This is a genomic window from Micromonospora sp. NBC_01796 (assembly GCF_035917455.1).
Lineage (GTDB): Bacteria > Actinomycetota > Actinomycetes > Mycobacteriales > Micromonosporaceae > Micromonospora_G.
In genome coordinates, this window is sequence record NZ_CP109078.1 from 1,380,001 (window position 1) to 1,404,345 (window position 24,345).

General features: G+C 71.8%; 24 protein-coding genes. 8 read left to right on the forward strand and 16 right to left on the reverse strand.

Going from position 1 to position 24,345, the window contains the following annotated elements; all coding sequences use genetic code 11:
• Window positions 1-99: 99 nt before the first annotated feature.
• Window positions 100-2,241: an NAD-dependent DNA ligase LigA gene (gene ligA, locus OIE47_RS06345; protein ID WP_326560557.1), complete on the reverse strand. Its 2,142-nt coding sequence runs from the start codon at window positions 2,239-2,241 to the stop codon at window positions 100-102.
• A gap of 186 nt (window positions 2,242-2,427) precedes the next feature.
• Between ligA and OIE47_RS06350 the strand changes: the two genes are divergently transcribed.
• Complete coding sequence (locus OIE47_RS06350) at window positions 2,428-2,946, forward strand: type II toxin-antitoxin system PemK/MazF family toxin (protein WP_326560558.1); 519 nt, start codon at window positions 2,428-2,430, stop codon at window positions 2,944-2,946.
• Window positions 2,947-3,051: 105 nt separating this feature from the next.
• On the opposite strand, the gene OIE47_RS06355 is transcribed toward OIE47_RS06350, so the two are convergent.
• Entirely contained in the window at window positions 3,052-3,564 is a 513-nt protein-coding gene (locus tag OIE47_RS06355; RefSeq protein ID WP_326560559.1) for a hypothetical protein, read from the reverse strand.
• A gap of 129 nt (window positions 3,565-3,693) precedes the next feature.
• Between OIE47_RS06355 and OIE47_RS06360 the strand changes: the two genes are divergently transcribed.
• Window positions 3,694-4,602, forward strand: a complete 909-nt coding sequence (locus tag OIE47_RS06360) for a GNAT family N-acetyltransferase (protein WP_326560560.1) — start codon at window positions 3,694-3,696, stop codon at window positions 4,600-4,602.
• 27 nt (window positions 4,603-4,629) lie between these two features.
• Here the strand turns inward: OIE47_RS06360 and OIE47_RS06365 are convergent, their stop codons facing one another.
• The 9 genes from OIE47_RS06365 to OIE47_RS06405 form a co-directional block, all read right to left on the reverse strand.
• Entirely contained in the window at window positions 4,630-5,646 is a 1,017-nt protein-coding gene (locus OIE47_RS06365) for an ADP-ribosylglycohydrolase family protein (RefSeq protein ID WP_326560561.1), read from the reverse strand.
• Window positions 5,647-5,709: 63 nt separating this feature from the next.
• Window positions 5,710-6,069, reverse strand: coding sequence for a VOC family protein (locus tag OIE47_RS06370; RefSeq protein WP_326560562.1), 360 nt, complete (start codon window positions 6,067-6,069; stop codon window positions 5,710-5,712).
• A 176-nt stretch (window positions 6,070-6,245) separates the two neighbouring features.
• A complete protein-coding gene (locus OIE47_RS06375; protein WP_326560563.1) occupies window positions 6,246-7,250 on the reverse strand; it encodes a methionine synthase in 1,005 nt (334 codons plus the stop codon).
• Window positions 7,251-7,281: 31 nt separating this feature from the next.
• Window positions 7,282-8,355 carry a tRNA 2-thiouridine(34) synthase MnmA gene (gene mnmA / locus OIE47_RS06380; RefSeq protein WP_326560564.1) on the reverse strand — a complete coding sequence of 358 codons (1,074 nt, stop codon included), beginning with the start codon at window positions 8,353-8,355 and terminating at the stop codon, window positions 7,282-7,284.
• Between the two features lie 49 nt (window positions 8,356-8,404).
• Window positions 8,405-9,583, reverse strand: a complete 1,179-nt coding sequence (locus tag OIE47_RS06385) for a cysteine desulfurase family protein (RefSeq protein ID WP_326560565.1) — start codon at window positions 9,581-9,583, stop codon at window positions 8,405-8,407.
• A gap of 243 nt (window positions 9,584-9,826) precedes the next feature.
• Window positions 9,827-10,786, reverse strand: a complete 960-nt coding sequence (locus OIE47_RS06390) for an electron transfer flavoprotein subunit alpha/FixB family protein (RefSeq protein ID WP_326560566.1) — start codon at window positions 10,784-10,786, stop codon at window positions 9,827-9,829.
• A gap of 26 nt (window positions 10,787-10,812) precedes the next feature.
• The gene (locus OIE47_RS06395) at window positions 10,813-11,604 is read right to left on the reverse strand and encodes an electron transfer flavoprotein subunit beta/FixA family protein (protein WP_326560567.1); all 792 of its coding nucleotides are present in this window, start codon (window positions 11,602-11,604) and stop codon (window positions 10,813-10,815) included.
• Between the two features lie 200 nt (window positions 11,605-11,804).
• Window positions 11,805-12,194: a hypothetical protein gene (locus OIE47_RS06400; RefSeq protein ID WP_326560568.1), complete on the reverse strand. Its 390-nt coding sequence runs from the start codon at window positions 12,192-12,194 to the stop codon at window positions 11,805-11,807.
• Window positions 12,195-12,226: 32 nt separating this feature from the next.
• Window positions 12,227-13,078 (reverse strand): GNAT family N-acetyltransferase, encoded by an 852-nt coding sequence (locus OIE47_RS06405; RefSeq protein WP_326560569.1) that lies wholly within the window; start codon window positions 13,076-13,078, stop codon window positions 12,227-12,229.
• A gap of 41 nt (window positions 13,079-13,119) precedes the next feature.
• Between OIE47_RS06405 and OIE47_RS06410 the strand changes: the two genes are divergently transcribed.
• The 4 genes from OIE47_RS06410 to OIE47_RS06425 all read left to right on the forward strand — a co-directional run bounded on the left by OIE47_RS06410 (window position 13,120) and on the right by OIE47_RS06425 (window position 15,979).
• Entirely contained in the window at window positions 13,120-13,512 is a 393-nt protein-coding gene (locus OIE47_RS06410; RefSeq protein ID WP_326560570.1) for a YidH family protein, read from the forward strand.
• On the forward strand, window positions 13,509-13,844 hold the full coding sequence (locus OIE47_RS06415) for a DUF202 domain-containing protein (protein ID WP_326560571.1): 336 nt from the start codon (window positions 13,509-13,511) through the stop codon (window positions 13,842-13,844). The genes OIE47_RS06410 and OIE47_RS06415 overlap by 4 nt, the downstream gene beginning before the upstream one ends.
• A 27-nt stretch (window positions 13,845-13,871) precedes the next feature.
• Window positions 13,872-14,276, forward strand: a complete 405-nt coding sequence (locus OIE47_RS06420; RefSeq protein ID WP_326560572.1) for a PLD nuclease N-terminal domain-containing protein — start codon at window positions 13,872-13,874, stop codon at window positions 14,274-14,276.
• A 161-nt stretch (window positions 14,277-14,437) separates the two neighbouring features.
• Window positions 14,438-15,979, forward strand: a complete 1,542-nt coding sequence (locus tag OIE47_RS06425) for a DUF6020 family protein (RefSeq protein ID WP_326560573.1) — start codon at window positions 14,438-14,440, stop codon at window positions 15,977-15,979.
• Here the strand turns inward: OIE47_RS06425 and OIE47_RS06430 are convergent.
• Window positions 15,962-17,608, reverse strand: a complete 1,647-nt coding sequence (locus tag OIE47_RS06430; RefSeq protein ID WP_326560574.1) for an acetolactate synthase — start codon at window positions 17,606-17,608, stop codon at window positions 15,962-15,964. The genes OIE47_RS06425 and OIE47_RS06430 overlap by 18 nt on opposite strands.
• A gap of 117 nt (window positions 17,609-17,725) precedes the next feature.
• Window positions 17,726-18,499, reverse strand: a complete 774-nt coding sequence (locus tag OIE47_RS06435; RefSeq protein ID WP_326560575.1) for an enoyl-CoA hydratase/isomerase family protein — start codon at window positions 18,497-18,499, stop codon at window positions 17,726-17,728.
• 93 nt (window positions 18,500-18,592) lie between these two features.
• Between OIE47_RS06435 and OIE47_RS06440 the strand changes: the two genes are divergently transcribed.
• Complete coding sequence (locus OIE47_RS06440; RefSeq protein ID WP_326560576.1) at window positions 18,593-19,099, forward strand: DUF6232 family protein; 507 nt, start codon at window positions 18,593-18,595, stop codon at window positions 19,097-19,099.
• On the opposite strand, the gene OIE47_RS06445 is transcribed toward OIE47_RS06440, so the two are convergent.
• Both OIE47_RS06445 and OIE47_RS06450 read right to left on the reverse strand, forming a co-directional pair.
• The gene (locus OIE47_RS06445) at window positions 19,092-21,179 is read right to left on the reverse strand and encodes a PrsW family glutamic-type intramembrane protease (protein ID WP_326560577.1); all 2,088 of its coding nucleotides are present in this window, start codon (window positions 21,177-21,179) and stop codon (window positions 19,092-19,094) included. The two genes, OIE47_RS06440 and OIE47_RS06445, sit on opposite strands and share 8 nt — an antisense overlap.
• Window positions 21,176-21,733: a hypothetical protein gene (locus OIE47_RS06450; protein WP_326560578.1), complete on the reverse strand. Its 558-nt coding sequence runs from the start codon at window positions 21,731-21,733 to the stop codon at window positions 21,176-21,178. Before OIE47_RS06450 ends, OIE47_RS06445 begins: the two co-directional genes overlap by 4 nt.
• A gap of 291 nt (window positions 21,734-22,024) precedes the next feature.
• On the opposite strand from OIE47_RS06450, the gene OIE47_RS06455 reads away from it, so the two are divergent.
• Window positions 22,025-22,507, forward strand: a complete 483-nt coding sequence (locus OIE47_RS06455) for a DUF6232 family protein (protein WP_326560579.1) — start codon at window positions 22,025-22,027, stop codon at window positions 22,505-22,507.
• Window positions 22,508-22,523: 16 nt separating this feature from the next.
• On the opposite strand, the gene OIE47_RS06460 is transcribed toward OIE47_RS06455, so the two are convergent.
• Window positions 22,524-24,245 carry an alpha-keto acid decarboxylase family protein gene (locus OIE47_RS06460; RefSeq protein WP_326560580.1) on the reverse strand — a complete coding sequence of 574 codons (1,722 nt, stop codon included), beginning with the start codon at window positions 24,243-24,245 and terminating at the stop codon, window positions 22,524-22,526.
• Window positions 24,246-24,345: the final 100 nt, after the last annotated feature.

A 24,345-nucleotide genomic window follows, 5' to 3' on the forward strand; every position in this document is an offset into this window, starting at 1 on the left:
TGTGGGGGGCGACAGACGCGAATCGGTTGTAGTCGTGACTAACTTGAAATACGCGGCATCTCGCCAGGGGCGAACTATAACGCAGCGCTAATCAGATGCTTACTCTTCGTTAGCTTTTGCCGCGTTAGCCGCCGTCTCGACCGCCGCCTCCGGGCCTTCGGCCAGCAGAATCTCGAATCCGGCCTCGTCCAGGATCGGCACCTTCAGTGACGCCGCCTTGTCAGCCTTACTCCCCGGGTTGTCGCCCACCACCACGAAATGGGTCTTCTTCGAAACCGAACCGCTGACCTTTCCGCCGCGCGACTGCACCGCCTCCGCCGCCCGGTCACGGGAATACGACGCCAGGGTGCCGGTGACCACGACCGTGATCCCCTCCAGCGGGCGCGGCCCCTGCTCGACCTGCTCCTCGGCCATCTGGACCCCGGCCTCGGTCCACTTGCGTACGACCTCGCGGTGCCAGTCGACGGTGAACCACTCCCGGAGGCTGGTGGCGATCCTCGGGCCGACCCCGTCCACCGAGGAGAGTTCCTCCTCACTGGCCTGCTCGATCCGCTCGATCGACCCGAACTGCCGGGCCAGTGCCTGGGCGGCGGTCGGCCCGACGTGCCGGATGGAGAGCGCCACCAGCACCCGCCACAGCGGGCGCTGGCGGGCCTCGACCAGGTTGTCGAGCAGCTTGACCGCGTTGCTGCCCAGGCTGCCGTCCTTGTTGACGAACAGCGGCACCGAGGCCAGCTTGTCGGCGTCCAGCGAGAACAGGTCGCCCTCGTCGACGATCGCCCGCGCGTCGAGCAGAGCCGCCGCCCCCTTCTCCCCCAGCACCTCGATGTCGAGGGCGTTGCGGCTGGCCAGGTGGTACACCCGCTCCCGCAACTGGGCCGGGCAGGACCGGGTGTTGGGGCAGCGGATGTCGACGTCGCCCTCCTTGGCCGGGGCCAGGGGGGTGCCGCAGGACGGGCAGTGGGTCGGCATCTCGAACGGGCGGGCGTCCGGCGGGCGCAGGTCGACCACCGGGCCGAGCACCTCGGGGATGACGTCACCGGCCTTCCGGATAACCACGGTGTCGCCGATCAGCACCCCCTTGCGCTCCACCTCGCGGGCGTTGTGCAGGGTCGCCAACGCGACCGTGGACCCGGCCACCCGGACCGGTTCCAGGACCGCGAACGGGGTGACCCGACCGGTACGCCCGACGTTGACCTCGATGTCGAGCAGCTTGGTGGTCACCTCCTCCGGCGGGTACTTGAAGGCGATCGCCCACCGGGGGGCGCGGCTGGTGGAGCCGAGCCGGCCCTGGATGGCGACCGGGTCGACCTTCACCACCACCCCGTCGATCTCGTGCTCGACGTCGTGCCGGTGCTCGTTGTAGTAGTCGATGTAGTCGCGTACCCCGGCGAGGTCCGGGACGACCCGCCACCGGTCGCTGGTCGGCAGCCCCCAGGCCCGCAGCGTCGCGTACGACTCGGACTGGGCCACCGGTTCGAACCCGCGCCGGGCGCCGATCCCGTGCACCACCATGCTCAGCGGGCGGGACGCGGTGATCCGGGGATCCTTCTGCCGCAGACTGCCGGCGGCGGCGTTGCGCGGGTTGGCGAACGGGTCCTTGCCCTGCTCGACCAGGGACGCGTTCAGGTCGGCGAAGTCGGCGACCGGGAAGTAGATCTCGCCCCGGACCTCCAGCAGCTCCGGGACGTCGGCGCCGTCGGCCAGCCGCTCGGGGATGGTCCGGATGGTCCGTACGTTCGGGGTGACGTCCTCGCCGGTGCGACCGTCACCTCGGGTCGCGGCCCGGACCAGCCGGCCGTTCTCGTAGGTCAGGTTGATCGCCAGCCCGTCGACCTTCGGTTCGCACAGGTAGCTGACCGCTCCCCCGGCGTCCCGTTCCACCCGCTCGGCCCACGCGGCCAGCTCGTCGAGGTCGAAGGCGTTGTCCAGCGACATCATCCGCTCGGCGTGGTCGACGGGCGTGAACAGCGTGGAGAAGGTCCCGCCGACCCGCTGGGTGGGCGACTCCGGCGTCCGCAGCGACGGGAAACCCTCCTCCAGTGCCTCCAGCTCGCGCAGCATCCGGTCGAAGTCGGCGTCCGGGATGCTCGGCGTGTCCAGCACGTAGTACCGGTACTGGTGGTCGGTGATCTCGGTGGCCAGCTCGGCGTGCCGCTCCCGGTCGGCCGCGCTCGGATCGGCGCCGGCCGCCGCCTCCTGTTCGGCGCTGACCTGCTGCGGGATCGCTTCCTCTGACACCAGTTGACCTCCGTGCTCGCGTTACCTCCGCACCGTATAGGTCCCGTCGGACATCCGGAGGCCGGGGCGCCGGACCCGCTGCCACCGGATGCCGCCGAGCCGGACCCGCCGGCTCCGGATGCCGCCCGCCCGGTGCCGTGCGAGGATCGCCACGGCCGACAGACCTCCGATGATCAGGGAGTACCGATGCCCACCTGGCTGCTCTGGCTGATCGGGATCGGCCTGGTCGCGGGCGTGACCGGCTGGGCCGTACGCCGGTTCCGTCGGGGTCCGGGCCGCCCGTCCCGTCCGGGCCGCGCGCCACGGCGGCCCCGGGGTCGTCCCACCGCACCGCCGCGCCCGAGGTCCGGCCCCGCAACCAAGCCGGCCGAGCCGAGGGTACGCCCGCAGCCCGGCGAGATCTGGTGGGCCGACGTCCCGTTCGAGGACGGAACCGGTTCGAAGGTACGCCCGTGCCTGGTGTTGCGCGGCGGTCGTCGGGGCGCGGACGTCCTGAAGATCACCAGCCAGGACAAGAGCGAGCGCGACGACCACGTGAAGATCCCCACCCGGAGCTGGGACCGGACCGCCGCCCGGGACAGTTGGCTCGACCTGTCCGACCCGATCACGGTCTCACTGACCTCGTTCGAGAACCGGGCCGGCAGTTGCGACGCCGACCTGTGGCACCGGGTCACCCAACTCCACCGCGTACGCCGCACCCGCTGACCCGTCCTGACCCGCCGGGCCGGGCTGTGGCGTTCCACTGCCCCTCCAGGGGTACGAATCCGCCACAGCCCGAGAGGCCGCACGGTGATCCGCGCGTGTCGAGCGTCAGAGTCCTCGTGACGCATGGCTCCACTCGGCGTCCGTCCAGGACGGGGTGGACATGCCGACCGGTCGCAGCCGAAGGTCCGGGTCGTCGGTCTGGACCAGACAGATGACGCGTTTGCCGAGCAGGGCGGCTGGCCACGCCCGTTCGGCGATCACGTCGAGGAGGGTCTGGGCTTCTTCACGGTGGTACTGCACGAACACGTCGAAGCCATGGAGTACGAGGACAAAGCCAGCGCACCGGTCCCACGTGTCCGCCACCGCCTCCCAGACTCCCTCGCTGAGGCACTGCCACTGGTCGTGGCAGACATTGCCGAGCGCCGAGGCAAGGTCACGGAACATGTGGGAGGCGATCATCCAGGAGGCGTCCACTGACACGACGTGGTAGTCGTGCTCCCGTAGCCAGGTGACGGTGTCGTCGAGGAGTGCTCGACTGTGCATCATTCGCACGGGTGAACGCATCATCAGGCGGTAGTCCACCCGATCCTGATCCGTCTCACGATCGAAGGCGGCCACGTCGGCCAGCATGCCGTACCGCAGCGCGAGGCAATGTCCCGAAACGGAACCACCCGCCGAAGCTCACAGGATGCATCAGCTCACGGAAAACCACTTGACCGTACGGCCCCGGCCGGGACGACTTGTTCCATGAGCGGCAGCGAACTCGGCGAGCGGCTGGACTGTGTGCGGCGATCCTGGAACCCTCGGCAGCGCCTGCATGCCGGTAACGTGGCCTGGGCCGGCGCCCGGGGTGACGGCAGCCCGGTTCCCGACGCCACCCTCACCTGGGGTGATCCCCTCCTGGGATTCGCGGACGTGTGGCTGTCCGGAGCATCGGACCAGCCCGCGCAGGCGTCCCTGCACCTGGGGCCCGACCTGACTGCCGCGCAGCGCGCCGCCGCCGTCGACGAACTGGTCCACCTGGCACCCCGGGTCACCGTCGAGGTGAGCGATCACGACACCGCCCTCACCGCAGTCCTGGCCGAGCGCGGCTTCCGGCACGCCGAAGGGCCGTGGTTCGCACAGCTCTGGCGGAGCCTGGTGGACCTCGCGGACCTCGGGACCCGCGCCGACTCCGCTGGCTACACGATCCGTCCCGTACGCGGGGACGAGCTCACCGAGCGGGTTGACGTACATCGCCGGTGCTGGGCGCCGGCCAGGATCAAGAGGATGCTGGGCCTGCCGGTGACCGGTGACGAGCCGGGTTCGAGCTACTCGGTCGACAAGCACCGTGCCGTGCTGGCCTCGCCGGTCTACCACCCGGAACTGGACCTGGTCGCCGTGGCGGCGGACGGTTCGTTCGCCGCGTACGGGCTGGGCTGGCTGGACGTCGACTCGGGGTCCGTACTCTTCGAGCCGGTCGGGACCGACCCGGAGCACGGCAGGCGCGGTCTGGCGGGGGCGTTGTGCACGAGAATGTTGCAGGTGGCCCGTGATCTCGGCGCCGACCAGGCGATCGTCGGCCCCCGTGGCGACAACGGCTATCCCCTGCCACGTCGGCTCTACACCGGGCTCGGGATGCACGAGGTGGCTCGTTTCATCCCCATGACCAGGTGACGGTGGCGGTGGCCGGCGCGGGTCGGCTCAGTCCCAGGCGTCGCCGAGGGCGGTGAGCTGGTCGGCGTACTCGATCCGGTCGAGCCAGTCCTCGGGGAAGACTGCCAGGCCGTCCGCCGCGCCGAGGAACGCACCGGCCAGGGCGGCGATCGAGTCCGAGTCACCGGAGGTGGTCGCCGCGCGGGCCAGGGCCGACACCGGGTCGTCCGGGTGCCGCAGCGCGCAGAGCAGCGCGGTCGCCAACGCCTCCTCGGCGATCCAGCCCTCACCGGTGGCCAGGCACGGATCTTCCCCGTCGTCCGGCTCCGCCAACACCTCTTCGAGCCGATCGAGCGCGCCCAGGCACTCGTCCCAACCGAGGGCGATGAACTCGGCCGGGTCACCGACCCCCGGACGCTGCCACAGGTCCCCCAGCCAGTCACCCCGGTAAACAATCCGCTGACCGATGGCCCGCTGCCGCAGCAGGCCGGGCACCTCGGCCAGCGCCGCGCCGTCGCGCAACACCCGCACCGCGTACGCGGTCAGCTCGCTCGCCGCGAGCCCGGTCGGGTGCCCGTGGGTGAGCCCCGCCTGGAGCTGGGCGACTCCGGCGAGGGTGTCCAGGTCGTACGTCGGCACCAGCCCGACCGGGGTGACCCGCATGTTGGCGCCGCAGCCCTTGGATCCGGCCACGGTCGCCGCCTGCCAGGGGCCGCCCTTGGCCAGTTCACCGCAGGCCCGCAGGCAGGTCATGCCCGGCGCCCGGTTGTTGTCGGGGCTGACGGCCCAGGCCAGAAACCGGGCGCGCAGCAACGGTTCGAGGACCTCCGGGGTGGCTGCCGGTGCCTCGCGCAAGGCCCAACCGACGGCCAGTGCCATCTGGGTGTCGTCGGTGACCAGGGCGGGATCCCCGGTCAGGTCGCGCGGGCCGCCGGGGCCGTAACGCGCCTCGATCTGCGCGACCGTCATGAACTCGGTCGGCTTGCCCAGCGCGTCCCCGTACGCCAGCCCGAACAACGACCCCGACGCGCCCAGCGCCGGCCGACCCGGTTCCGTCCCACCCATGCGGTGATCATGCCGGTCGTCGTCAACCCGATTCGGCGAGCGCAACGGTCGTTCCGACGTCGGTCAGTTGTCCCAGCACAGGCAGAACGGGTGGCCCGCCGGGTCGGCGTAGACCCGGAAGTCCTTTCCCCCACCGGAGAGCCGGGTGGCACCGAGGGCGAGCACCTTCGGCTCGGCCTCCTCGATGTCCTCCACCGTCACGTCGAGGTGGACCTGCTGCGGCCGTTCCGGATCGGGCCACCGGGGTTCGAGCAGGTCGGGAGCGAGCTGGAAGGCCACCCGAGACTGCCCCGGCCCTCCCCCGAGCGTCACCCAGTCATCACTGTCGTAAACCACCGACCGCCCCAGCAACTCCCCGTAGAAGCCAGCCAGCCCCCGAGGATCCGGACAGTCGATCACCACACTCCGCAACTCACCAACCATGCCCCCACCCTTCCCCCTGACTACGACACAAAAACGCTCCCCCCACCCGTTCAACGCGTCGATCTTGCACTTGTGGCGGTACACAAATCAGGAGTAGTACCGCTATTCAGGCGCCACAACTGCAAGATCGTCGCGCGGGGCGGGGGCGGGCGGGGGGCGGGGGCGGGGGCGGGGGGTTAGACCTCGTGGAGGCGGCGGGCGGTTTCTTGGGCGGTGGTGAGGGCGGTGCGGGCGTACTCGGGGGTGGCGCCGGCCAGGCCGCAGGTGGGGGTGACTACCACCTGCTGGGCCAACTGGGGGCGGGGGAAGCCGAGTTTGCCCCAGAGGGTGCGGACGCGGTCGGCCACCTGTTCCGCCGAGGGGGCCACGCCGGAGGCGGGGAGCGTGGACGGGATGGCGCCGACCAGCAGGCCGAGGCCGGACTCGATCGCCTCGCCGAGCGGGTCGAGCTGGGTGATCAGGTCGAGGTCGAACGCGACGGCGACGGCTCCGGCGGTACGGAACAGGTCCAGCGGTACGTCGGGGGCGCAGCAGTGCACGACGAGCGGGGCGTCGGCGGCGTCGACCACTATCCGCAGCAGGTCACGGGCGGCGCTCGTCTCGACCGCCCGGTACGCACTGAAGCCGCTCTCCGTCGGCACGTGCCCGGCGAGTACCGCCGGCAGCGACGGCTCGTCGAGTTGCAGCAGTACGGTCGCACCGGGCAGCCGTCGCCGTACGTCGGCCACGTGCCCGCGCAGCCCCTCGGCGAGCGAGTCGGTCAGGTCCCGTACGGCACCGGGGTCGCGCAGCAGCCTGCCACCGATGGCGAGGTCGACGTTGGCGGCCAGGGTCAGCGGTCCGGCCGCCTGGATCTTGACGGTGCCGGTGAAGCCGTCGGCCTGCTCGGTGAGCTGGTCGAGGTCCCGTTCCAGCAGGTCATGGGCGCGGCGGAGGTCCTTGCCGGAACGCGCCGCCACCCGCCACCGGCCGGTGTACAACTCCACCGGCAGGTCGACCAGGAACCCGGCGGTACGGCCGATCACGTCGGCACCGGGCCCCCGGCCGGGCAGTTCCGCCAGGTGCGGCAGTGCGGGCAGTTCGCCCAGCACGATCCGCTGCACCTCCGCGACATCCGTGCCGGGCATCGAACCGATACCGGTAGCCGCACCGGTGGGCCATGGCCATGACTGAGCGTCCATAGGCCGGAGGTTAGTGCACCAAGCGGGAAAATCAGCCAGTGATGGTCGCGGACCCGAGCACCACGTCGCCGGCCGGATCCGGTCGGTACGCCACGATCGCCTGACCGGCGGCAACGCCCCGGACCGGCCGGCCCAGCTCGGCGTGCAGGGTGTCGCCGGTGACCCGGACCGTGGCCGGAACCACCTCACCGTGGGCGCGGAGCTGCACCTGGCACTGCGTGGCCTCGGTCGGCAGGGCGCCACCGGTCCACACCGGACGTCGGGCGGCGACCTCGCTGGCCTCCAGCGCCTCGACCGGCCCGACGGTGACGGTGTTGGTCTTGGGAGTGATGGAGAGCACGTACCGGGGCTTGCCGTCGGGGGCGGGCACGCCGAGGGAGAGCCCCTTGCGCTGGCCGACGGTGTACGCGTACGCACCGGCGTGGGCGCCGACGACGGCTCCGGTGCGGGCGTCGACGATGTCGCCGGGCGCCTCTCCGAGCCGGTCGGCGAGGAACTTGCGGGTGTCCCCGTCGGCGATGAAGCAGATGTCGTGCGAGTCGGGCTTGTCGGCCACGGAGAGGCCGCGCTCGGCCGCCTCGGTCCGGACCTGGGCCTTGGTCGAGTCGCCGAGGGGGAAGACCGACCGGTCGAGCTGCTCGCGGGTCAGCACCGCGAGGACGTACGACTGGTCCTTGGCCAGGTCGACGCTGCGCCGCAGCAGACCGTCCTCGCCGCGCCGGGCGTGGTGTCCGGTGACCACGGCGTCGAAGCCGAGGGCGATGGCCCGGTCGAGCACCGCCGAGAACTTGATCTTCTCGTTGCAGCGCAGGCAGGGGTTCGGCGTACGGCCGGCGGCGTACTCGGCGACGAAGTCGTCGACCACGTCCTCGTGGAACTGGTCCGCCATGTCCCAGACGTAGAACGGGATGCCGATCACGTCGGCGGCCCGCCGGGCGTCCCGGGAGTCCTCCAGCGTGCAGCAGCCGCGCGCACCCGTCCGGTACGTCTGCGGGTTGCGCGACAGCGCCAGGTGCACGCCGGTCACCTCGTGCCCGGCCTCCACCGCCCGCGCGGCGGCGACCGCCGAGTCGACCCCGCCGGACATTGCTGCCAGAACCCTCACCGGGAAACCCCCTTCAACCTGTTCGAGGGTAGCTCTACGGCCCGCACGGTCAGCGCCGGGCAGACCTGGTCGCGCCGGCCCGGCGGGCCCGCTCGACGGCGGCGGGCAGCGCGGCGATCAGCGCGTCGACGTCCTCGGCGGTCGAGGTGTGCCCGAGCGCGAAGCGCAACGACGAGCGGGCCCGGTCGTCGTCGGCACCCATGGCGAGCAGTACGTGCGACGGCTGGGCCACCCCGGCGGAGCAGGCCGAACCGGTCGAGCAGGCGATCCCCTGGGCGTCGAGCAGCATCAGCAGGGCGTCGCCCTCACAGCCGGGGAAGGAGAAGTGGGCGTTGCCGGGCAGCCGGTCGCACGGGTCGCCGTTCTGGACCACCTCCGGAACCACCTCGACCAGGCGCTTGGTCAGGTCGTCGCGGAGGGTGGCGATCCGGGCGGCGTACTCGCGCTGGGCGGTGACGGAGGCCTCGACCGCGACCGCGAAGGCGACGATGCCGGCCGCGTCGAGGGTGCCGGAGCGAACGTCGCGCTCCTGGCCGCCGCCGTGCAGCAGCGGGGCGCAGGGCACGTCCCGGCCGAGCAGGAGGGCACCGACGCCGACCGGGCCACCGAGCTTGTGCCCGGTCAGGGTGAGCGCGGCCACCCCGCTGGCGGCGAAGTCGACCGGCACCTGGCCGACCGCCTGGACGGCGTCGGTGTGCACCGGGATGCCGTACGCGGCGGCGACCTCGGCGAGCGCGGCGATCGGCTGTACGGTGCCCACCTCGTTGTTCGCCCACATGACGCTGACCACGGTGGTCCGCTCGCCGTGTTCACGCAGCTCGGCGGCGAGCGTCTCCGGGTCGACCCGACCGGTGGCGTCGACCGCCAGCAGCCCGGTGTCGGCGCCCTCGTGCTGCTCCAGCCAGTGCACCGAGTCGAGTACGGCGTGGTGCTCGACCGAGCTGACCACCACCCGGTTGCGGGCCGGTTCGGCGGTGTGGCGGGCCCAGTGGATGCCCTTGATCGCGAGGTTGTCGCTCTCCGTACCGCCGCCGGTGAAGATCACCTCGGAGGGGCGGGCGCCGAGGACGGCGGCAACCCGTTCGCGGGACTCCTCCACGCGGCGGCGGGCCAACCGGCCGGAGGAGTGCAGCGACGAGGCGTTGCCGACCTCGCGGGCGGTGGCGACGTACGCCTCGAGCGCCGACTCGAGCATCGGCGTGGTCGCGGCGTGATCCAGATAAGTCATCGCGACAAGCCTATCCGCAGTCGTAAGGAGTGCACGGGCGGCCGGCCCGGTAATCCGAGCCCGGTTCGGAGGCAGCCGCCGCTCGCCCGGTTCGGCGCGGATTGCGGCGACCCGCCCGGATCGACGCCGCCCCGACCCCGTCAACGCGTACGCCGAAAGTGGCCGCCCGGATCCGGACGGCCACCCTCATGTACGACTTGCCGCTCCTTACCGGCCCATGCCGGGTCGGCCGTGGAGCGGGTGCTACTTGCGCTTGCGGATTTCCTCGGCGGCCTGCGGGACCACCTTGAACAGGTCGCCGACCACGCCGAAGTCGGCGAGTTCGAAGATCGGCGCCTCGCCGTCCTTGTTCACCGCGACGATGGTCTTCGAGGTCTGCATACCGGCCCGGTGCTGGATCGCACCGGAGATGCCGAGCGCCACGTAGAGCTGCGGCGACACGGTCTTGCCGGTCTGTCCGACCTGGAACTGGTGCGGGTAGAACCCGGAGTCGACCGCGGCCCGGGACGCGCCGACCGCGCCGCCGAGCAGGTCGGCCAGCTCCTCGACCAGCTTGAAGTTGTCCGCGTTGCCGACGCCGCGACCGCCGGAGACGACCACCGACGCCTCGGTCAGCTCGGGCCGGGAGCCCTTCTGCTCGGCGACCCGCTGGACCACCCGGGTCAGCTTGTCGGCCGCGCCGAGTTCGACGGTGAGCCGCTCCACCTCGGGGGTGGCCGGGGCCGGGCTCGGGGTGACCGAGTTCGGCCGCAGGGTGACCAGCGGCAGGCCGCGGGTCACCTTCGACTTGACGATGGCGGAACCGGCGAAGGCAATCTGGGTGGCGGTGCCGTCGGCGGCCAGTTCGACCACGTCGGTGAGGATGCCGTTGTCCAGCTTGACCGCCAGCCGGCCGGCGATCTCCTTGCCCTCCTGGGTGGATCCGAGCAGTACGGCGGCGGGCTGCACCCGCTTGACCAGCTCGGCCAGCACGGTGGCCTTCGGGGCCACCAGGTGACCGTCGATCTCCTCGCTCTCCGCGGCGTAGATCTTCGCCGCGCCGTACTCGCCCAGCTTCTCGGTGAGCGCGTCGGCGGCACCGGGGCCGCCGAGCACCACGGCCGAGGGCGTACCCAGCTCGCGGGCCAGGGTGAGCAGTTCGAGGGTGACCTTCTTGACAGCGAACGTTGTGGTGGCCTCGACCACGACAAGCACTTCAGCCATGACCGTCTCTTCTCTCTCGAACCTGCTCAGACGAACTTCTCGGTGGCGAGGTAGTCCACCAGCGCGACGCCGCCGGAGCCCTCGTCGGTGACCTTGGCGCCGCCGGCGCGCGGCGGGCGCTTGCTGTGCTCGACCACGACACTGGTCGCGCCGGCGCTGCCCACCTCGGCCGCGGGCACGCCCAGGTCGGCGAGGGACAGGGTCTGTACGGGCTTCTTCTTCGCCGCCATGATCCCCTTGAACGAGGGGTACCGGGGCTCGTTGATGGTGTCCCAGACCGAGACGACCGCGGGGGTGTTGGCGCTGACCACCTCGTAGCCCTCCTCGGTCTGCCGCTCCGCGGTCAGCACCGTGCCGTCGGCACCGGGCTCGACGGTGAGCTTGCGGGCACCGGTGAGCGCGGCGACGCCGAGCCGTTCGGCGAGCATGTGCGGGAGCACCTGGACCCGGCCGTCGGTGGATTCCGCACCGCAGATGACCAGGTCGGCGTTGAGGGTGCCGAGGGCGTCCGCGAGCACCCGGGAGGTGGCGACGGCGCAGGATCCGTGCAGCGCGTCGTCGAGCACGTGTACGGCCTTGTCCGGCCCCATCGACAGTGCCTTGCGGATCGACTCGGTGGCCCGGTCCGGGCCCATGGTCAGCACGGTCACCTCGCCGCCGTGCGCTTCCTTGATCCGCAACGCCTCTTCGATGGCGTACTCGTCCATCTCGTTGATGACGTTGTTTGCCGACCCCCGGTCGGTGGTGTTGTCGTCACTGCGCAGGTTGCGGTCCGCGCCCGAGTCGGGCACCTGCTTGACGAGTACGACGATGTTCATCGCGCTTCGACGACCCTCCTGTTGGTGTTGCCGGCCTCGCCCGGTTCCGGGGCGCAGCGTCCCGCGTTCCTTAACGATCGGTCAACCGCGGCACGCTGTGGAGTTGCCCACCCGCTATGTTACCTACCAGTAGCATTGCTTGGCCGGGCACTCAGGGTGACACAGCTCACCGCTGCCCGACCGGGCCGGGTGGGGTGGGCTCAGGAAATGGACAACGCGTCCCTGATCTTGTCCAGCATCGCCGACTCCGCCTCGCTCACCCCGTCCGAGGCCCGCGCCACCTCGTCACCGGCGCGCAGCACCGTCTCCCGGTAGTTCTCCAACTCGTCCGGGGCCTTGGCGCGCAGGATCCGTACGGCACTGCGCAGCGCCGGCAGCGCCACCGACTCCACCTCGTCGGGCTTCAGGTCGCCCGGCCGGGCCGAGGTGAACCGGGGCAGGCCACCGGTGGTCAGCACCTCCCGGACCAGGCCGGTGCTCCCGGCGATCGCGTTGGAGGCGGCGAAGCTCTCCCTGACCATGGAGAGCACGCCGGGATCGGCGTTGGAGACCAGGAAGACCGCGCCGAACGCCGCCCTCTTGAGGGTCATCCTCTCCTCATCACTGAGCGGCTCGGACACGGTTAAGGAGTGTAGACGTACGGGGTGGTCGTGGTGACCACGACGAAGCCGAGTCGCTCCAGGATCGGCCGACTGTCCGGCGAGGCGTCCACCTGCAACAGGGTGAAACCACGGGCGTCGGCGAGACGCGCCCGGTAGGTGACCAGCGCCCGGTAGATCCCCCGACCCCGCCAGTCCGGCAGGGTCGAACCGCCCCAGAGGGTCGCGAACCCGGTGCCGGCGACGTACCGGACCCAACCGGCGCTCACCACCCGGCCCGACTCGACGTCCTCGGCCACCACCACGGTCAGCGACTGCGGCCAGACCTCCGAGCCGTCCGCGCCCGCCCCTGCGTGCGAGACGGCCGGGTCCACCGCCAGCTCCCGCTCCAGCGCGTCGGCCAGCCAGTCGCGCGGCTCACCCCAGACGATCGACTCCATCTCCGCGATCCGGTCCAGGTCCGCGCGGGCGGTCACCTCACGCAGCCGTACGCCGGGCGGCGGCACCGGAAGCGTGGCCGACAGGGCCGCGACCGGGCCGATCACCACGGTCTCCTCTTCCTCCGGCACGAACCCGGCGGCCCGCAGCCGGTCCGGCAGATCGGCGGGCTCGTCGTGCCCGTGCAGCTTCCACTCCACCGACTCGCCCCGCTCGGCGAAGATCTCCCGCTGCCGGTTGATCAGGTCGTCCAGCGCCGCACCGGTCAACCCGCCGAGGTCCCGGTAACCGAGGAAACCCCCGTGGTCGAGCCCGAGGAACCGCAGCAGCGGCCCGTCCCGCTCCACCGACGCCCCGGCCGGCATCGGGTCCGGCACCCGCGCCCGCAACTGGTTGTCGTACGCGGTCCGCAGTGTGAAAACGTCCAGATCAGTCACCCACCCAGGCTACGGGCGACGTCGACCGGATAATTCGGGTCGTGCGCGAAACGATCAGGCAGTGGTGGAACCCGGAACGGCTGCACCAGGTCGGCACCCGGCCCGACTACCGGTTCTCCCTCGCCAACGAGCGCACCTTCCTCGCCTGGCTGCGTACGGGGCTGGCGCTCATCGCCGGGGGCCTGGCCATCGCCCAGTTCCTCCCCCCGCTGCCACTGGCCCACCTGCGCGAGGCGATCTCCGTCGCACTGCTGGTGCTCGGCGGGGCGGTCGCGCTGCACGCCGTCGACCGCTGGGTACGCACCGAGCGCGCCATCCGGCTCGGCACCGAACTGCCCCCGTCCCGGTTCCCCGCCCTGCTCGCCCTCGCGGTCGCCGTCGGCGCCCTGCTGCTGGTCGCGACGGTCCTGCTGAAGGTGGTGCGGAGCGGATGAACCCGGATCCCGGTCGGCCACCGGAACGGATCGACCGCGATCCCGGACTGCAACCGGAACGGACCCGGCTGGCGCGTCGGCGTACCGGGCTGGCGTTCGCCGCCGTCGCCGCGCTCACCGTACGGCTGGCCCTGGCGGACGGGATGGCCGTCACGTTGGTGGTCTCCGCCGGCCTGGCGGCAGCGCTGCTCGCCCTCGGGGCCACGATCACCCGGCGGGCGAGCCGGAACCCGTCGCGACCCGCCGGCGGCCGAACCGTGCCCCTGCTGGCCCTGGTCACCGTCGGTTACGCCGGACTTGGCCTGCTGCTGGTGGTAGGCGCACTAGGATGAGGTGCCCCGGTGGGTCATCATTGCCTTATGGTTCGCCTGATGTTATTTGCCTTTGTCGCGCACGTCGTCCTCGCCGCGATCGCGCTGATCAGCTGCCTCAGCGCGGACAAGGCTGACATCCGTGCCCTGCCCCGGTTCCTCTGGGTGCCGATAATTCTCGTCCCGCTGGTCGGCCCGATCGCCTGGTTCCTCGCCGGCCGCCCGGTCCCCGCCGCCCAGCGCGGCACCGCCGGTGGACGCGCCCCCGAGCGGCGCCGGCCGGTGGCACCGGACGACAACCCCGAGTTCCTCACCTCCCTCGCCGACGAGCAGGCGAAAAAGGACCGGGAGCTGTTCGAGCGCTGGGAACAGGACCTGCGCCGCCGCGAGGGTGAGATCCGGCGCCGGGAGACCGACGACCCGCCGGTGGAGGAGAAGCGCCCCGAGGCGTGACCCGAACGAATCGGGCGGGAACCACCGGGGTGTACGGATCGACCGCTCCGATTCACCCGGCGCGGGCGGCCGGTCGTACCATGGCGCCTTGACCCGCGTCCGGCACCGGCCGGTACGCACGGTCACGGTGCCCGCGCGAGACGCTTCCAGAGACGGCGGAGATGGACGACGACGCATCGGTCGAGACCGGCCCACGCTCCGACACCGATCCGCCCGCCCCCGCCCGGTGGCGTCTGGTCAGCCGCGACCGGTTGCCGGTGTACGCGCTGGTCAGCTTCGCCGCCACCCAGCTCGTCCTGCTGTTCTGGTGGGTCGCCTTCTATCCCGGCCTGTTCAGCCCCGACTCGCTCAACTACATGTGGCAGTCGACCACCGGGAACTGGAACACCCACCACCCGATCACGTACACCGCCCTGGTCTGGCTGTCGCTGCAGATCACCGGCGGGGTCGGCGCGCTCGCCCTGCTCCAGACGGTGGCGCTCGCCACCGGGCTGACGTACGCGGTGACCGGGCTGCGGCGGCTCGGCGGACCCGGCTGGCTCTGGACCGCCGCCGCCGTCGTACTGGTCGCCCTCCCACCGGTCGGCTCGTTCGTGCTGGCGGTCTGGAAGGACGTGCCGTTTGTCATCGTCCACGTCTTCCTGCTCGGCACCGTCGCCCGTCTGGTCGCCCGCCGCCGGGCCGGCGAAACGCCGCTGCTCCCCCGTGGCCTGTTCCTCGCCCTGCTGGCCGAACTGACCCTGCTCTGCCTGTTCCGGCAGAACGGGTTCATCGTGACCGCCGTCCTGATCGTGGTCTGCCTGCTGGTGCTGCGCGGAACCGCGGTACGGATGATCGTCGCGGGCGTCACCGCCATCACCCTCGCGCTGCTGACCAACTGGCTGCTGCTGCCCGCCCTCGGCGTACGCGACGCCGGCTCGCTGGTCGCGCTGGAGACCCTGTTCGGTGACATCGCGGTCGGCTACGCCGAAGACCCGGCCGGCTTCCCCGCCGCCGACACGGCGGTGATGACCCAGGTGGCGCCGCTGAGCCACTGGCGGGAGTCGGCCGACTGCTACTCGGTCGACCCGACCGTCTGGGCGACGCCGTTCGACCGGGAGGCCGCCGCCGAGCACAAGTCGGAGCTGGTGGCGATCTGGGGACGGCTGCTGGAACGCTCACCGGGCGAGGTGATCGGCTCCCGGCTCTGCCGCAGCTCGATCGCCTGGAACCCCGCGTCGACCGGGAACGTCGCCCGCAACCCGAACCCGTGGTCGGTCAAGGCGTACGTCGCGCGGGACCCGTTGTTCCGGGCCAGTCCCGCCGCGCACGCGGCGTACTCCGCCCCGCTCAGCCAGCGGGCCGCCGATCTCGCGGTGAAGCTCAACGCCCGTACGGTCGCCCCGGAGTGGCTCTGGTGGCGCGGGGCGAGCTGGGCGTACGCGGCGTACCTGGTGGTCGGGCTGGTCGCCTGGCGACGCCGTGACCTGGGCGTACTCGCCCTGGCCAGCCTCACCGCCGGGAACCAGCTCTCGGTGCTGGCGATCAACAACATGCAGGGCGCCCGGTACATGTTCACCCCGTACGTCCTGGGTGTCGTCCTGCTCCCGTTGCTGCTGACCGCCCGCCGCCCGGCCGAGGAACCGACCCCGGCCGAGGAGCCGACCCCGGCCGGGGAGGCGTCCGCCGGGGCGGCACCGGCCGGATCAGGCCAGGTTGGATGAGCGCGGGTACGCGTCCGCCGGGTCCGTCAGCACGTTGACCAGGTACGGCACCCCGGAGTCGAACGCCCGCTTCAGCGCCGGACGCAGGTCGCCGGCCTTGGCGACCGTCTCCCCCGCCCCGCCGAGCGCGGTCACCACGTCGTCGTAGCGCAGCTCGGGTTGCAGGTCGGCGGCGACGTCGTAGCCGTACATGGCGTTCATCGGGTGCTTCTCCAGCCCCCAGATGCCGTTGTTGCCGACCACGATCACCACCGGCAGCTTCTGCCGGGCCAGCGACTCGACGTCCATCAGCGAGAACCCGGCCGCCCCGTCGCCCATCAGCACACAGACCTGACGGTCGGGGTGGGTGACCCTGGCCCCCATCGCGTAGCCCATGCCGGTGCCGAGGCACCCGTACGGGCCGGGGTCGAGCCAGGTGCCGGGCTGGGACGGCTCCAGGTACCGACCGGCGTACGAGACGAAGTCGCCCCCGTCGCCGATGGTGACCGCGTCCGGGTCCAGGACCCGCCGCAGCTCGCCGTAGACCCGCGCCGGGCGGATCGGGTCGGACTCGGCCGCCATCTCGTCCGCGTCCCGCTTCTTCGCCGCGTTCTCGACCGAACGCAGGTCGGCGATCCAGCTCGCGTGGTCCTCACGGTCGCCCTCGTGGTCGGCGAGCGCGGAGAGGATCAGGCGCAGGTCACCGGCGGGGCTGACGGCCGGCTGGACGTGGGTGGCCCGCTGGGTGGGCGCGTCCACGATGTGTACGAGCTGGGCGTCGCCGAAGTCGCCGAAGCCGAGCCGGAAGTCGAGCGGGGTCCCGACCACCACGATCACGTCCGCGCCGTTGAGGGCGGTCCGGCGGGCCTTGGCGAAGGCGAGCGGGTGCTCGGGCGGGAGGGATCCCCGACCCATGCCGTTGGTGAAGACCGGGACCTGTAGCGCTTCGGCTGCCTCGCGCAGCGCGGCGGTGGCGTCACCGGCGTAGACGTCCGAACCGGCGATGATCACGGGGCGCTGGGCGCCGGCGATCAGCCGACCGGCCTTGGCCACCTCGTCCTGATCGGGTTCGAGCGGGGCGATCGCCGCGGCGCCCGGCGCGGTGGCCTCGCCGACCGAGAAGACGACCTCCAGCGGCAGGTCGAGGAAGACCGGGCCGCGGTGCGGGCTGAGCGCGGCGGTCAGCGCGGTCTCGATCGCGCCCGGGATCCCGTCGGTGTCGAAGACGGTGGCGGCGTGCTTGGTGACCGGGGTGACCAGGGGCAGGTGGTCGATCTCCTGGAGGCTGCCCGAGCCCCAGCGGAAGGCCGGCGCCCTGCCCCCGATGACCAGCACCGGTGAGCCGTTGAAGTGGGCGCTGGTCAGCCCGGAGATGCCGTTGGTGACGCCGGGGCCGGCGGTGAGCACGGCGAGCCCGGGACGGCGGCGCAGCTTGGCCACCGCCTCGGCGGCGAAGACGGCGGACTGCTCGTGCCGTACGTCGACGATGCGCATCGGCGGTCGGCCGGCGGCGTCGACCTCGCTGCGGTGTGCGGCGTCGTAGAGCGGGAAGACATGGCCGCCGGAGAGGGTGAACATCTCGGTGATGCCGTACGCCCGCAGCGCCGCCACCGCCAAGTCGCCGCCGTGACCTTCGATCCGCTCCGTCATCGCCGCTCCCTCATCCTCGCCGTGGGTGCCCAGGTTATCGGCCGACCCGGAAAAGATGAAGAAGACTCGCCTCTCTCTCCGGGACGGACCACCCTCGCCCTTCCGGCCGCTCCGGTGTCACCGGCCGGTGAAATCCGGTTTCCGCTTGGCCACGAACGCGGCCATGCCCTCGCGCCGGTCGTCGGTGGCGAACAACGCCGCGAAGAGCTGACTCTCCCAGGCCAGACCGGAGTTCAGATCCATGTCCAGGCCGCCGTCGACAGCCAGCTTCGCCGCCCGCAGCGCCTGGGCCGGACCCGACAGGTACGGCTGGACCAGCGCGACCGCCTCCGCGTACACCCGGTCGGCCGGCACCACCCGGTCGACCAGCCCGATCGCCAGCGCCTCGGTGGCGTCGACCATCCGCCCCGACATGATCAGATCCTTGGCCCACGCCGGGCCGACCAGCCGTGCCAACCGCTGGGTCCCGCCGGCACCGGGGATGATGCCGAGCTTGATCTCCGGTTGGCCGAGTTTCGCGTCCTGCGCGGCCACCCGCCAGTCGCAGGCGAGCGCCAGTTCGCAGCCGCCGCCGAGGGCGTACCCAGTGATCGCCGCGACCACCGGCTTGGGGATCCGGGCGATGGCGCCGAGCGCGCTGGACAGCTCGACCGCCCGCGCCGCCATGTCCACGTACGACATGTCGGCCATCTCCTTGATGTCCGCGCCAGCCGCGAACACCTTCTCGCCGCCGTAGACTATGACCGCACGGACGTCGGAGTCCGTGGTGACGGTGGCAGCCGCGGATCGCAACTCCTCCTGCACCTGGGTGTTCAGCGCATTCATCGGCGGCCGTTCCAGCCGGATGGTGCCGATACCGTCGCTGATCTCCAGCCGGACGAAGTCGCCCACACTCCACCTCCACATCGAAGTCGCGTACCCACAGTACGACGCCCCTCGTTGGGTACGTTGTCTGGTGTCCCCCGTGACCAGGACGTGAAGAAAATGATCACCTATTACGACGACCGGTCCGTACGGGTCACCTCCGAGGCGATCCGGGTTGGCGAACGCGCCTATCCCCTGCTCGAACTCGCCGAGATCTGGCACCAGCGCGGCGACCGCTCCTGGCGGGTACTGGCCGGACGCGGGGCGCTCGGTTTCGGCCTGATCGGTCCGGTGGTCGCCGCCGTACTCGGCATCGGTCTGGCGATCCGCTTCCACTCCTCGTTCATCGTGACGCTCGCCATCATCGGCGTATCGTGCCTGGTCGGGTTCGCCGTCGGCCCGGTCGCCGACCTGCTGCTCGAATTCCTGGACCGGTCGTACACCCGGGGTTCGCACCGGCTGGAGATCTGGGTCCGCTGGCACGGCCAGCCGATCCGGGTCCTGCAGACCCACGACGCCCTGAAGTTCGGTCAGATCTACCGGGCGCTGCAACGCGCCGTCGAGCACCGGCAGCCGGCCAACCGCCCCCGCCGACCCGACCCCCGACTGCCGGGACCACTCAGATGACGTCGGGGAAGAGCGCGAGCGCCAGCACACTCGCCCCCCAGCAGTAGGCACTGACCAGCACTCCGATCGTCGCCAACCGCAGCCCGCGGTGCACCGGCTCGTGCCGCCGCGCCGCCCCGACCAGCGGCACCGCCACCAGCAGCCCGGCGACCGGCACCGCCGGCCACGCCGCCAGCCCGACCACGGCCAACCCGATCGCCGTACGGGTCAACCAGGTCGGCGCCGGCACCGGTACGGCAGCGGCGGCCGGCACGGCGGGTGATCCGGTCAGCCCCTCCAGCGCCGTCCGGGCCTTGGCCAGCTCAGCCGTACGCCGCTGGACCACGCTCGTCCAGGTAACCGGCGGGTACGGCCGTACCCACACACCCGGCGCACCCCCGTAGACCGGCACTCCCCCCGGCACCCCCGCCCACGGCGGGGGCGGCGGTCCCCACGGCGGCCGCGGTCCCCACGGCGGAGGGGGTCCCCACGGCGGGGGTGACATCCACGGCGGAGCCGCCGCCGGTGGCGGGGGCATCGGCGGGGTCCACCGCACCGGGGCCGACTGAGCCGGAGTATCGGTCGGCACGGGAGTAGCGGGCGGAAGCGATCCCGCCGACGCGATCGATGGTGGCGGCGTCACCGGGGCGGGCAGGGCCTGGACGTCGGCCGGCGGTGGCACCGGGGCGGGCAGGGCCTGGACGTCGGCCGGCGGTTGCACCGGGGCGGGCAGGGCTTGGATTTCGGCCGGCGGTTGCACCGGGGCGGGCAGGGCTTGGATGTCGGCGGGTGGTTGCACCGCTGGGAAGGGTGGGACCGGCGCTGGCGGCCATGGGTACCAGGCCGGCCGGGGATGCACGACAGGCCATGGATACGGGGCTGCCCAGGGGTGCGCGGCCGGCGGGGCAGGGGGAACAGGCCAGGGATACGGGGCCGGCTGGGGGAAAGCGGCCGACTGGGGAGACGAGACCGGCTGGGGATGGGCGGTTGGCCAGGGGTGGGGCGGGGGTGCGGCGTACCAGATCGGTTGGGGGACGACCGGCGGCTGCGGTGGCAGGTCGACGAGCCGCAACTGGGCCCGTTGGACGCGCAGCGCCGCCCGACCGGCCCGCCAGCCGTGGGCCCGGACGACCGCCCGCGCCGCCCGGCCCCGGCCGCCCAGCGTGGTCACCGCGGCGGCCTCGTCGGCCGTCGCCAGCCCCGGTCCACCGGCGCCGAGCCGCTCCGCCAGCCGGACCGCGTCCGCGTGGCGGAGCGTGGCGAGCCAGTGGAACGACGCCGCGCCGGGAATCGCGATCACCAGCAGGTAACCGGTCAGCACGGCGAACCCGGGCAGCCGGTCGAGCCCGTCGGACACCGCGATCGCCACCGGCGAGTTGACCGCCGCATGGGTCAGCCAGGCGAGCGCCTGGGCGCCGACAAAAACACCCACCCGCCGCGCCCTCGTCCGGTCGGTACGGACGAGGAGGTACGCGACCCCGGCACCGGCGACGGCGGTGAAGAGCGGATGACCGACCGCACCTGGCAGGGTGAACCGCAGCACCAGCATCCGCAGTGCCTCGCCGACGTCGTCCGGCAGCGTGTCGTCCGCGGCCAATGCGGCGTAACCGAGATCCTCCACAGCGGCGAACCCGACCCCGATGATCGCCCCGTAGACCGCACCCGCGAAGACCGTACGCAGGTGGGGGCGGGCGGCCAGGAACAGGAACACCACCCCGGCGACCTTGGCCAGCTCCTCGGCCGGCGGGGCGACGATCATGGCGCCCCAGATGCCGGCGAACTCGGGCGAGAACAGGCGCCCGAGCAGGTCGTCGATGGTGAAACCGGCGGTCCCGCCGACCAGCACCGAGACCGTGGCGCCCCAGAGCCCCGCCAGCGCGACCAGCCACCAGGGACGGGTGCCGAGGCGGTCGAACTGCCGGATCAGGAGCAGGAAGAGTGCCGCGTAGACGGAGACCAGGAGCGTGCCGACCAGCGTCGACCACGGGGCGAGTACGGCGAAGAACACGGTGACGAGCAGGGTCGCCGCGGTGGCGAGCGCGGTGACGGACAGCAGGATCCAGAAGCTCGGCGTACGGACCAGCGACCACGGGCGGTTCACTGTGCCGCCGCCGGGTCGATCTCGATGCTGGTCACCGCTGCCCAGACCGGGGCCGGCAGTTCGGCGCAGTTCGCCACCGGGGTGGCCAGCACGACCACACCGATCGACCGCTCGGTCAGTACGGCGTAACAACCGGGGTCGACGTCGACGCTGTCGTCACCACGCAACGAGCCCCGTTCACCGGATACACCGGCGGTGGTGGTGACCCGCTCCGGTTCGCCGACCGGTCGCAGCCACTCGTCCCGATCGAGCTTGTGCCGTACGTGTGCGACGTACGGCCCGACGTCGCCGCGGAACTGCTGCGCGCTCAGGCGCAGGCGTACCCCACCGGCCAGCAGTGTCACGGCGCCGGTTCCCGGTCGGGATTCGGACAGATCGAGCCGCGCACCGGGTGGCGGGGCGATGGTCGCGCCGAAGCCGATGTCGACCCGCTCGTCGGAGAGCGGTGCGCCCTCGCTGGGCAGCGGTATCGCCAGCAACGCCGGCACACCGGCCAGGGCGGCCAGGCCAACCAGCAACAACACGGCCCACCCCGCGTTCTTCCAGCCCGTCACGCCCACCGCACCCCCGTCGTACGAACCCGGCATCCCCGTACGCACCCCATCGCGCCCCCACGCTACCGATCACGGTCAATCCCTCCCGACCCCCGAACCCCCACACCCCCGACCCCTCGACGATCTTGCACTTGTGGCGCCCGGATCAGGGCATTCGGCTGGGTTTGTGCACCACCACAACAGCAAGATCGTCGGGGTGGCCGGACGGGGTCGACGGGGAGGAGGGGAGGAGGGGTGGAGGGGTGGAGGGGGTTTGCTTGGGGCTGTTGACAGGCGCGGTTTGCTTGAGTGGTGACCGTCTATTACCGGGACGACACGGTGCAGGTGACCTCCGAGACGGTCCAGGCGGGCGGTCACCGGGTACCGGTCGCCGAACTGACCTACGTCTGGCACACCCGAGGGCGCGGCACGCTGCGGTCCCGCTCCCGGCTACTCGGACGCGGCACGCTCATCTTCCTGCTCTCGGTCCCCCCGCTGATCGCGACGATCTGCGTCGTCTCACTCGCGTACGCGGCCCAGGATCGGGGGAACTGGCTGCTCGCGGCGGCGATCCTCGGCATCTGCGTGGTGGGCGCACTGGCCCTGATGCCGTTCCTGGAGGTCCCGCTGAGCTGGTTGGACCGCTCGTACGACCGGGGGTCGGGCGTCTACGAACTCTGGGTGCAGCGCCAGGGGCAGGAACTGATGCTGTTGCAGATCTCCGACGCGATGCGGTTCGGCCAGATCTACCGGGCGGTGCAGCGTGCCGTCGAGCAACACGGCGACACGCGCTGAGGCGTAACCCGGAGGGTCAGGTCGTCTGCTCCGGCAGGCCGCCCCAGGGAAGCTGGGGAGGGTCCTCGGCCATCCGTGCCTGGTAGTCGAGGGCGGTTGTCTCCTGGCCCCAGCGCGGCATGCCGGTCGGCATGTCCCGGGTGTCGAGCAGCAGCTCGATGATGGTCAACCGGTCCGGTCTGCCGGGCAGTCCGGCGAAGACCCGGGCCAGGTCGCCCTCGGTGGAGACCACGTGCGCGTCGATCGGGGCGTCCCGGGCGAACACCGACGGGATCTGCGCGTACCGCCAGTTGTCGATGTCGTTGTACCGCTGGTGCGCCCCGTCGACCGCGCGCTCGACCGTGTAACCGCCGTTGTTCAGGACCACGATGATCGGATGCTGACCGGTGGCCAGCATCCGACTGATCTCCTGGACGGTGAGCTGCAACGACCCGTCACCGGTGACGAGGACGACCCGCCGCTGCGGGGCCGCCACCCCGGCACCGAAGGCGGCCGGTGTGGCGTACCCGATCGATCCCCACAGGGGTGCCTGGAGGCAGTCGGTTCCCGGCGGGAGCTGGATGGTCGCCACCCCGTACGACGGGGTGCCGGTCTCCGGTAGGAGCACGTCACCGGGGCGCAGCAGTGCCGCCAGCGCGGGCCAGAGCCGCGCCTGCCCGATCGGCTCGTCACTGGCCGGGTCGAGCGCGCCGGCCAGGTCGGGGGCGGGTGCCACGGCCGACTCCCAGTCGACGGTACGCGCCGGCGCGATCCCGTACAGGGCACGCAGCGCCGCGTCCGGCGGTACGCCCTCGAACATCGCCCCGGCCACCGATGCGGAGGTGCTGTTGAGCCCGATGATCAGTGACAGGTCCAGGTCGGCGGTGAACAGTCCGTCCCAGTCGAAGAACTTGGTGCCGACACAGACCAGGGCGTCCGCTCCCTCGATCACCTGCCGGACCGGATCGGCGCTGTCCCCACCGTTGTAGATGCCGACGAAGTGCGGGTCGGACTCGTCGACGAAGCCCCGGCCCATGCCCTGGGTCGCCACCGGCCAGTTCCGGTCGACCATCACCGACCGTACGAGCTGCCCGAGGTCGTACCGGATCGCCAGGTTGCCCACCAGGAGGGCGGGTCGGCTCGCGTTGGCCAGCAACCGCCGGGCGACCCCGGTGAACGCGTCGAGCTGCGCGGCGTCGACCACCGGCTCGGGCCGGGGCAGTGGTGACCGGGGCGCGGCCACCTCCTGCCGGGCCACGTCACCGGGCAGGCGTACGTAGACCGGCCGCCGGGCGAGCCACGCCTCGCACAGCACCCGGTCGATCTCGGTGGCCGCGTTCTCGGCGGTCAGGCTGGTCTGGGCGACGGTCACCTCCCGACCGATCCGGACCCACCGGTCGAAATCGCCGTCACCGAGCGAGTGGTGCATGGACGTGTGCTTGTCCATGATCCGGACCGGTGGTCCGCCGACGATCGACACGATCGGCACCGATTCGGCCATCGCCCCGGCCAGCCCGTTGACCGCGGAGAGTTCACCCGGACCGAAGGTGGTGAGGATGGCCGACATGCCGGCGAGGCGGGCGTAGCCGTCGGCCGCGTACGCGGCGTTCAGCTCGTTGCAGCTACCCACCCAGTCGATGCCCTCGAACGCCTCGATCTGGTCGAGGAACTCCATGTTGTAGTCGCCGGGCAGGCCGAAGACGTGCCGTACCCCGAGGTCGTGCAGCCGGCTCAGCAGCAGCTCACCGACCGTGGTCATGTTCCGGTGCCTCCGCGCACTGTGCCGCCCCCGTCGCCGTCGCCCACGCCCGTGCCGCTGCCCTGGCGGTCCGTCCGTTCCATTTTCCGGTCTTCGACGC